The 9,216-nt window shown below is 55.6% G+C and carries 8 protein-coding genes; all 8 read right to left on the reverse strand.

Annotation, left to right across the window (positions count from 1 at the left end; all coding sequences use genetic code 11):
• Window positions 1-900 (reverse strand): PQQ-dependent sugar dehydrogenase (locus QNK41_RS13800; RefSeq protein ID WP_319257898.1); only part of this gene is annotated, 900 nt, incomplete at its 3' end.
• A 38-nt stretch (window positions 901-938) separates the two neighbouring features.
• Complete coding sequence (locus QNK41_RS13805; RefSeq protein ID WP_319257900.1) at window positions 939-1,535, reverse strand: YceI family protein; 597 nt, start codon at window positions 1,533-1,535, stop codon at window positions 939-941.
• 157 nt (window positions 1,536-1,692) lie between these two features.
• Window positions 1,693-2,928 carry a hypothetical protein gene (locus QNK41_RS13810; protein ID WP_319257902.1) on the reverse strand — a complete coding sequence of 412 codons (1,236 nt, stop codon included), beginning with the start codon at window positions 2,926-2,928 and terminating at the stop codon, window positions 1,693-1,695.
• A gap of 177 nt (window positions 2,929-3,105) precedes the next feature.
• Window positions 3,106-3,501: a YajD family HNH nuclease gene (locus QNK41_RS13815; protein ID WP_319257904.1), complete on the reverse strand. Its 396-nt coding sequence runs from the start codon at window positions 3,499-3,501 to the stop codon at window positions 3,106-3,108.
• Window positions 3,502-3,535: 34 nt separating this feature from the next.
• Entirely contained in the window at window positions 3,536-4,192 is a 657-nt protein-coding gene (locus tag QNK41_RS13820) for a VOC family protein (RefSeq protein ID WP_319257906.1), read from the reverse strand.
• A gap of 1 nt (window position 4,193) precedes the next feature.
• Window positions 4,194-6,227, reverse strand: coding sequence for an NADPH-dependent 2,4-dienoyl-CoA reductase (locus QNK41_RS13825; RefSeq protein WP_319257908.1), 2,034 nt, complete (start codon window positions 6,225-6,227; stop codon window positions 4,194-4,196).
• Between the two features lie 256 nt (window positions 6,228-6,483).
• The gene (locus tag QNK41_RS13830; RefSeq protein WP_319257910.1) at window positions 6,484-7,173 is read right to left on the reverse strand and encodes a DMT family transporter; all 690 of its coding nucleotides are present in this window, start codon (window positions 7,171-7,173) and stop codon (window positions 6,484-6,486) included.
• A 357-nt stretch (window positions 7,174-7,530) separates the two neighbouring features.
• Window positions 7,531-8,640, reverse strand: a complete 1,110-nt coding sequence (locus QNK41_RS13835; protein WP_319257911.1) for a hypothetical protein — start codon at window positions 8,638-8,640, stop codon at window positions 7,531-7,533.
• Window positions 8,641-9,216: the final 576 nt, after the last annotated feature.

Consider the following 9,216-nt stretch of genomic DNA (forward strand, 5'->3'; position numbering starts at 1 on the left):
GGAGCCATGTTCGGCAATGAAAATCTGCCCGCGGTATTCAGGCGGGAACATGTTGCCGGTGTAAAATCGCATACCCAACGCAGCCGCATGGGGCGCCAGTTCCTGCGCCGGTGGATCAAATTCGCGTTGGGGCGCCTGGTCGCCGAAAACCGGGTCGGGGACAGTGTTGCCGTGAACGTAGGGGAAGCCGAAGTGGCGGCCCGATGACGGTGCATGATTCAGTTCATCGGGCGGAAAATCATCCCCGAGCCAGTCGCGGCCGTTGTCGGTGAACCACAGTTCGCGGGTCTGCGGGTGCCAGTCGAACCCTACCGAATTTCTCACGCCCTCGGCGAACACCTCGAGGCCTGAGCCGTCGGCGTTCATGCGCATGATGGTGGCAAACCGCTGATCCTGTTCCCGGCAGACATTGCATGGGGCGCCCACGGGAACGTAAAGTTTCCCATCAGGGCCGAAACGGACGAATTTCCAGCCATGGCGGCGATCGGCGGGCAGGCTGTCGTTAACCACAATATAGGGGGCGCCGGGGTTCAGGTTGTCGACAATGTTTTCGAACCGGATCACCCGATGAACCTCTGCCACATATAAGTGGCCGTTTCTGAATGCCACGCCGTTGGGCATGCGCAGCCCCTTGGCCAGGACGATTGTCCGGTCCGCCTTGAAATCCCTATCCCGATCCACGAGTGCATAGACCCGACCGGCCTTTCGCGTGCCAACGAATAGAATCCCCTCCGGCCCCGGGGCCATGGAGCGGGCCCCGGATAGATTGTCTGCAAACAGGCTGATGCGAAAACCGCTGGGCAGCCGGATAGCTGCCGGTGTAAACGGCGCGGTGCTCCGCGCCATTTCTGGCAAGGCGACATTAAGTAAAATAAGCACAACCGTGGCCCATCGGTTCATAGTACCTTCCTAAGGCCCATTATTGGCAAAGATACGATCTATTTGTTGCGCAGCGCTTCCAGGCTGATAAGTACATCCACCTCTTTGCCCAAAGTACCCATGTCGTAAAATTTACCGCCGCCCACGTGGTAGGCCAGACGGTCGATGGTCAATTGGGCTTCGAATCCGGCCACCTCTTTTTTGTCGTCAAACGGGAAATCCTTGACCCCCATAAAGACAAATGGCACGGATATCGATTTGGTGACATCCTTAACTGTCATTTCGCCTTCGACAATATATTGATTGTCTTTGACATGCTTAACGGCACTGCTTTTAAAGGTCATGGTTGGGAATTTTTTTGAATCGAAGAAATTGGCTGAATTGAGATCGCTGTCCCGTTTGCTGTGCCTGGTATTGATGCTTTTTACAGCCACCTCGAAGTCGAAGCGGCTGCCTGCCAGGTCATCGGGTGAAAACATCACCGTGCCTTTAAAATCTTCGAAATGGCCTCGTACGGTAGAATAGATGTGATCGATACCGAAGTAGACGCCGGAGTGGGCCGGATCCAGTTCCCATTTCGGTGCTGCTGCTGTGGCTTGTGCGGAAAAAATTAGAACAAACAAAAAAACGGCCGAGAGTTTTAAAAATGGTCTCATAAAATGCCTCCTGTTCGTAAATTGTGGACCGACCCATGGTAGGTAGTGGGGGCAGTCTCTTCTGGCTGAATTGAGGGGGTCTATAAACCGAACGCTTCGGTAAATATCGAACGGGCGGGGAATGTGAGCGTTGTAAGGTCTGTTCTTATCTGCCTCATCATCTGTGGTGGGCCGCATAAAAAGACCGCCGAGCGGCGACTGCAATCACTGAGCATAGTATCCAACGAATTGCGATCCAATCTGCCGGACCGCTCCCGCCTTCCGCATTACGGGTAAATATAGGAATCATGCGCAGACCTGTCAACTTGGCCGCCAGGTCAGCCATTTCATCGGCGAACACCACGTTTTCCTTGCTGCGGTTGCGCCATATCAGGGTGACCGGGCGGGGGTCGCCATGGTCAGCCATAAAGCGCAGCATGCTGAGCATGGGTGTGATACCGATGCCGCCGGCGATCATGATCAATTCCCGATCCGGATCGGTATACAGGTGGCTGAAGCGGCCGAAGGGACCTTGAATGAAGGCACGGTCTCCAATTGAGAGGTCCCCAACGGTATGGGTCCAGTCACCGCTTGCACGAATGGTGAACTGAAGTCCATCGGGGCGACTGGGGGTGGATGAGAGGGTGAACGCATGGGGCTCTTTGGAAACGCTTGCAGAACGAAAGGAAACATACGCAAACTGGCCGGGTATATAGGCAAAAGGGGGTTGTTGGGATGGGGTCAATTCAACACAGGTGCAGTCGGCACCGGTACTTTGAATGCGCGTAACGACATAGGGTTTGTAGCGTACCCGCGGCCAGCTTGAGCGAATCCATAGCCAAAACATCAAAAAAATACCTGCAGCAATGAACACCGCCAGACGAGGCGGTCCTTGATCGGTAAATGTTTCGCTCACATAAAGAACATGAACGATTAGCAGGCTCGCAATCAGCAGGCCGGCGATGCGGTGAAACCACATCCATGTGTGAAAAGCGATGCCCATCGATTGTCGCCATTGGCTGACAACAAACTGGCTTAAAATGACGACCAGCAGCCCCACCCCGATCCACTCGGGCCAATAGCGCATCTCCAGTGGGACGATGAGTTTGCCTTCGGGAAGCAGCACGCATAGGGGGTGAACCAACGCCAGGATTACAATCGCCCAGGCATGCATGCGGTGCTGGCGGATCAAACCGGGCAGGGAGAAGATCCGGTCCAGAAATTTCAGTCGCCCGGCCAGGGGCAGCTGCAGGAGAATAAGCAGGCCGGCCGTAAGGCCCAGTATTTTCCCGGTGCGCAGGCTAACCTTTTCCATGCCGAATTTATACCACATGGACGGCGATTCGAAGGCAAAGGGGATTGTCAGCGCACCGGCCAGCGTCAGAAAGAGCAACGCAACAATGGCTACGGCCAACAGATAGCGCATTCCTGGCGGAACGATTGTTCCGATTGAAGGCGGATCGTTTCTATCAAGGGGCGTTGGCACCGGTCTGCTCCCTATGGGTTGATCGAGATAAAGCGTTGCGTTTCGCCGGGCGGAGGGGAAGGCTCTCATCGGTGCATTGATGGCCGATTGCCAGACGCCTTGAGCCTATTTGCCTTTATCTTTATCCTTCATCATCCCCCCTAAAGCGGCAAAGGGATTGTGAAAGAAATCAGACTCAGTCGTCTCGGCCGAGGACGAGCTGCCGTCATATGCCTCGGCCACTTCCAGGCGCCCGTGTTCGTTGTCGTGACAGTATATGCACAGCAGTTCCCAGTTGCTGCCGTCGGGCGGGTTGTTGTCGTGGTTGTGGTCCCGGTGATGCACGGTGAGTTCTCTGAGCTGCTTGCCGCTGAACTCCCGTGCACAGCGGCCGCATACGTGCGGATACATTTTCATAGCCTTCTCGCGGTAGGTCTTTTCCCGATCCTTCATTTGGCGGCGGGCGTCGGCCACCACCTGTGAGAGTTTGTCCGGACCGCTGCCTTGGTTGTTAGCGGACATGCGTTGCCCCCTTTTTTTCCAATATTTGTTTTCGTTAATCCAAAACCACCACCCCGGCGGGCGTTTTTATGCGCGCCGACAGTCCAGGCGAACGCTGTTTTGAAACGGGATGGAACGTAACGAGATGCTCGAGGCCCATGGATGAGACCACCCGTTGAACAGATGCAGCGTCGTTGTGGGCCCCGTCGAGGCCCAACAGCCTGCAGCCGGCATCTTGCATTTTTTCTGCGGGGTGGATGCGGCCGTCCCACTGGATTAAATGCGGGATCAGGCCGTCACCCGGCATGGATCCGTCGTCGGTGAAGGCAAACCGCCATCGCAGCCCATCCCGCTGCATGGGCCGAACGCACACCCGCTGCCCATAGATTGCTTTGGCCAGTGCATCGACGTTATCCGTTCGCACCACCCAGGTGATCAAGTGCGGCCGGATCTTCAGCCGGGCCTGACATCCCGGATCGTCAAGGTTAAACCAGCGGGGGAAATCGGGCTGCCGCCCTTCGGGGTCGATGGCGATCACTTCCAGGTATTGACCCGGACCCAGCTTCAGCACCCGGTTGTAGGTGCCCACGGCGGCGTGTTTCCCACCGCCGGTCATGGTTACCCCGATATGATCCTGTACATACGCCAGTCCTTGTTCCAGCGTGTAAGCGGCCACCACGAGGTGGTCCAGAACGGCGGCGGGCAGGCTCACTTCAAATCTCCATGGCCAGCCGGGCGCCCTGGTCGATGGCCCGTTTGGCATCCAGTTCACCAGCCTTTTTCGCGCCGCCGATGATGTGCACCTGTAAGCCCTTGCCGGTGAGTTCATCGGCCAATGTTCTCAAGGATTCCTGGCCGGCACAGACAATGATCGTATCGGCGGGAATCGTATGGCGGCTGTCGTTCTTGACGATATGCAAACCCTCATCATCGATTTTTTCATAGGTCACACCATTAATCATCTCCACCCCACGCTTTCTAAGGGCGGCCCGATGGATCCAGCCGGTGGATTTGCCCAGCCCGGCACCCATCTTGGAGGCTTTGCGCTGCAACATGGTGACGCGTCGGGGAGAAGGCTGTGTTTCCGAATGCGCCGCCAAAAGCCCGCCCGGTTGGCGATATTCCCGATCCACGCCCCACTCTTTAAAAAATCGGTCTCGGTCAAGGCTGGAGGACGGGCCTTCGTGGGTGATAAGTACGGCTGTGTCGAAGCCGATACCGCCGGCACCGATGATGGCCACCGTCTTGCCGACTGGCTTCATGCCCCGGATAGCATCGATGTAGGTGATCACCTTGGGATGGTCAGCACCGGGGATGTTCAGCCGGCGTGGCCGGACACCGGTGGACACCACTACCGCGTCGAAGAATTCATCGGCCAGGCGCTCCGCATCCACTTGAGTATTCAGTCTCACCGTGACCCCCAGCAATGCCAGTTGGCGACGAAAATATCTCAACGTTTCGGCAAACTCCTCCTTGCCGGGTATCCGGACTGAAAGGTTCAGCTGCCCGCCGATGCGATCCTGACGGTCAAAAAGGGTCACCCGATGGCCCCGTGACGCAGCGGTGACGGCAAAGGAGAGTCCGGCCGGCCCGGCACCCGCCACAGCGATGCGTTTGGGCGCTGGGGCTGGCGAAATGACGAACTCTGTCTCCCGGCAGGCTCGGGGATTGACCAGGCAGCTGGCTACCTGGCCCTGAAAAATGTGGTCCAGGCAGGCTTGGTTGCAGCCAATGCAGGTGTTGATCTCATCGGCACGGCCTTCTCCGGCTTTTTTGACAAATGCCGGGTCCGCCAGAAAGGGGCGAGCCATGGAAATCAGATCCGCATGACCGGCGGCCAGGGTCTGTTCAATGGTCTCTGGTGTGTTGATCCGGTTGCTGGTCACCAGCGGGATGGACACCGCACCCTTTAGCCGACCGGTGACCCAGGTGAAGGCCGCCCGGGGAACCATGCTGGCGATAGTCGGTATCCGGGCCTCGTGCCAGCCGATACCCGTATTGATGATAGTGGCTCCGGCGGTTTCCACCTCTCGGGCCAATTCCACCACCTGGTTCCAGGAACTGCCGCCTGCGACCAGATCGAGCATGGACAGTCGATAGATGATGATAAAGTCAGGCCCCACACGTTGTCGGACCTGGCGGACAATCTCCAGGGGAAACCGGATCCGGTTCTCATATGCCCCGCCCCAGCGGTCGGTGCGTCGGTTGGTGGCCGGGGCGATAAACTGGTTGATCAAATAGCCTTCCGATCCCATAATCTCCACCCCGTCATAACCGGCCTGCCGGGCCAGGCCGGCGCAGCTTGCAAAATCCTCGATCTGCCGGAGGATTTCATCTTCGGAAAGTTCCTTTGGTTTGAAGATGTTGATCGGTGCCTGCAGGGGAGAAGCACTCACCAGCTGTTTGTGAAAGCCGTACCGGCCGGTGTGCAGGATCTGCAGGGCGATCTTGCCGCCGCTTTCATGAACCGCCGAAGTGATAAGTCGGTGACAATCAACCTCTTCTGGCGTGCTCAGCTGTGCGGCGTGGTCCGCCACACAGCCCTCCACGTTGGGAGAAAATCCGCCGGTGACGATCAGCCCCACCTCACCCGCGGCCCGCTCGGCAAAATAAGCGGCCAGCCTTTCAAATCCGTCCGGGGCTTCCTCCAGGCCGGTGTGCATGGACCCCATAATCACCCGGTTTTTCAAGGTGGCAAAGCCAAGGTCCAAGGGTTCAAATAGATGCGGGTACAGATTTTTTTGCATTGCGGCCTCCTGCTTATAGGCTGGGCAGGACTGTCGTCCTGTCTCAAAAATCGGAATGTTGTTTCCAGTTGAGCTGCTTTCGAACGGCGATCAATTTATACCATTCCCGATCTTGCGTAACAAGCATTCTGTTTTGCGAACAGGGCCACGGCATGCGTTTATCCGCTGATGCCATCCATTGAATGTGCAGTTTACGATTGCTTTTCATCGGCAATGGGGTAATCTGAACACCTCGCAGTGAATGGACCACGCTTGTCTATCCGATTTCTCTCCATTCGGCAGCGGTTCGATTAAAAGACATGATAACGGCGCATATCAACAACATGATCGGGCGCATTCCCTTCCGCATCTTCCTGCCGGTGGTGCTGACGATGCTGCTGTTCATCCTGACCATCTTCCTGCTCATCCTGCCTGCGATGGAAGAACGCACGATGGAAGGCAAGCGAGAAGTCATCCGTGAGCTGGTGGCATCGGTCTGGAGCAGCCTGGAATGGGAGATCGCCCGCAGCGGCCTCACCAGTTCGGCTACACTCAGCCGCTGCATGTTGATGGTATAGCTGGCCAGCGCCACCAGCAGGATCCCGGCAAGGCTTTGTGGGCTGACCGCTTCGTTCAGAACAAAAATGGAAAGCAGCAGGACCAGGGCCGGCGAGGACCGCATGATGGGGTAGACCAAAGAAAGGTCACCGGTCTCGAGTGATTTGGTAAGAAGGACCCAGTAAACGAAGTGAAGCAATCCGGATGCCAGAATTAAACCCCAGACAGGGAGTGAAGCCATGGATGCAGCGAGAAAATAAATCAGAAAAAGCGGCGTAAACAGCAACAGCCCCACCACTTCATACCACCATACGAACGCCTGTTTATCCGTGGCCTTTTTGGTCAGGTAATTGCGCCCGGCATGCATGGCTGCGGATAGAATGACCAAAAGAATGGCAACGGTGCTCATGGCACGGAATGTCCATTTGAATCGGAAAGACACGGTTTTACCAAAAAGGGCGCTACGGCAGATGCATTCCCAATGCTAATTTTTGTGGATAGAAATGTCAAAGGAGGATTGACATGCAAGGTATGGGCGAAAAGAGGCCGTTGAGCACTGGCGAAGAGGCGATTTTTTCGATCCGCTGCAGCCAGTACGGTGATGTCATCCACAGTGGAAGGGAATTGGTGGTGGATGACAAGCAGACTCTGTGTGAGGATGCTACCGTTTCATGGTCAATCCGGATACCGGGAGCGATATCCCATCATAATGGTTATAGCCGTCGATCGAAGAATTGACCGACCATTCCTTTAGGTTCCACGCGAATCATGCATCCTGTCCCCCGAACAGCTGAGCCCTGAAATTGGACGGACTTTCCATATACAGTGCCAGGGCCTCCTGGAATCCAAGGTTCTCTACCAGTTGAATGCCCCGGTCCCGGTATCGGTACTGATGAAGGGACGGCACTGCCGATTGCGTTTCGCCGTAGATAGAAGCCGGTATCGTTGTATGGTGCAGGGCGCAATAGCGCTCCAGTAGTCGATTCACCAATCCGCCCACCACCGACTCTTCCACGGCCATCCACTCTTCCGCCAGACGCTGCACCGCAGACAGATTCTCCGGCAAATGGTTTTTCATGGATGCCGCAATTTCACGGTCCGTTGCCTTTCCCAGCTGATAATGCAGGGTTTCTTCCACCGGTATCGACATGAGGGTGTAAAGATTCTTGGTATTGTTTTGCCAAATAGTGAACGCTTTACGCGATAATTCAAACTGCCCCGGTGCTATCGAATGGATCTCCAGGTCCACCGCTCCCAGATGGTTGGAGAATATGGCGCCAGTGATTTTGTACTTTACGCTGCGTCCGGATTCTGCGGTAAATCGGCAGATCGCCCGGTAGTCTTTTGCCAGGCGATGAACCAAGAAAGCAGATATTCCGTTCTGCGACAGCGGCGGATAGCTCTCATTCGGGCTGGTAATGGCCGCATAGCAATTGTCCATCCCGTTCATCTCGAAGAGATAATCGGTGACATCCTGGCAATAGCGATGATAAGCGGCCGCATGGTCTTTTTGCAATTGCGGGACGAACATCAGGCGAACCTGAAGATCTTCCATTGACAGTCTCACTTGTTTCTCAAACCCGATCTTTTCCCTGAGCAGGTCCAAAATATCCTTCCGCTGGCCCAATTGAAGTCGGATGTGCTGCTCTACCTCAACATCCGGGTCGGCTACAAAGTCCCGAAATACAAGCATCGGGGCTTCCCGTTCCGTCATCTGGGGGATGTGCGAAACCAGTTCCAGGTCATCCTGAAGCGCGGCGGAAGCAATCCGGATCGGCGAAAGCATCCAGCCGGCCAGACCCATAACCCCCCGGGTCATCACCTGGCGCCGGGTCAATCCTCTGTTTTCTATCCATCCTGTGCGCCGTGGTTTCATGAATCCGCTATCGGTATTTATTATTGATCCATTAGTTAAGATCCGCTGGTGTGAGCTGATCCAACGTCTATTTTCTGCATGCCTCGTTTACCTACACATTTTTAATGCCCATTGTAGGATGAGCAGGCCGCTGGCACCCTGTCGATGTGCAATTTTGGGCCATCGGGTGCAAAATTCGAAACGGCTTTGGACCACACCGATTTATCAAAAAGTTCAACACACCGTATAAAAACGTATAGTTATTTGGTTGGCACGCCCATTGCTCAACAACTAAGCACAACACACCGTCGGTCGGTTCCAAGATGCTGGAAGTTCAGCATGGGGTGTGTTCAACAAGGGGGAGCGTTTTAGTCTCCCACGGGCAAAAGGGGGGTCAACAAACCAAAATTCGAGGGAGGGAATCGTTATGAAGACATCAAGAAAAAACATCATTGCAGGACTTGTTGCCGCTATGTTCCGGGTTGTGGCCACTGCCGGACTGGCTGTGGCGGGAGACAGCATCGTCGGCACCATCGCTGAAAAGGGTGAAGTCATCGTGCTCGACGCTGCTGACGGCACCTACGTTCTCGAAGGCAG

This window comes from Desulfosarcina sp. (assembly GCF_033791525.1).
GTDB lineage: Bacteria > Desulfobacterota > Desulfobacteria > Desulfobacterales > Desulfosarcinaceae > Desulfosarcina.

Excerpts from the sequence above, each read along its gene's own strand:
- QNK41_RS13815 (WP_319257904.1), bottom strand. The coding sequence starts at position 3,501 with ATGTCCGCTAACAACCAAGGCAGCGGTCCGGACAAACTCTCACAGGTG.
- QNK41_RS13830 (WP_319257910.1), bottom strand. The coding sequence starts at position 7,173 with ATGAGCACCGTTGCCATTCTTTTGGTCATTCTATCCGCAGCCATGCAT.
- QNK41_RS13825 (WP_319257908.1), bottom strand. The coding sequence starts at position 6,227 with ATGCAAAAAAATCTGTACCCGCATCTATTTGAACCCTTGGACCTTGGC.
- QNK41_RS13805 (WP_319257900.1), bottom strand. The coding sequence starts at position 1,535 with ATGAGACCATTTTTAAAACTCTCGGCCGTTTTTTTGTTTGTTCTAATT.
- QNK41_RS13835 (WP_319257911.1), bottom strand. The coding sequence starts at position 8,640 with ATGAAACCACGGCGCACAGGATGGATAGAAAACAGAGGATTGACCCGG.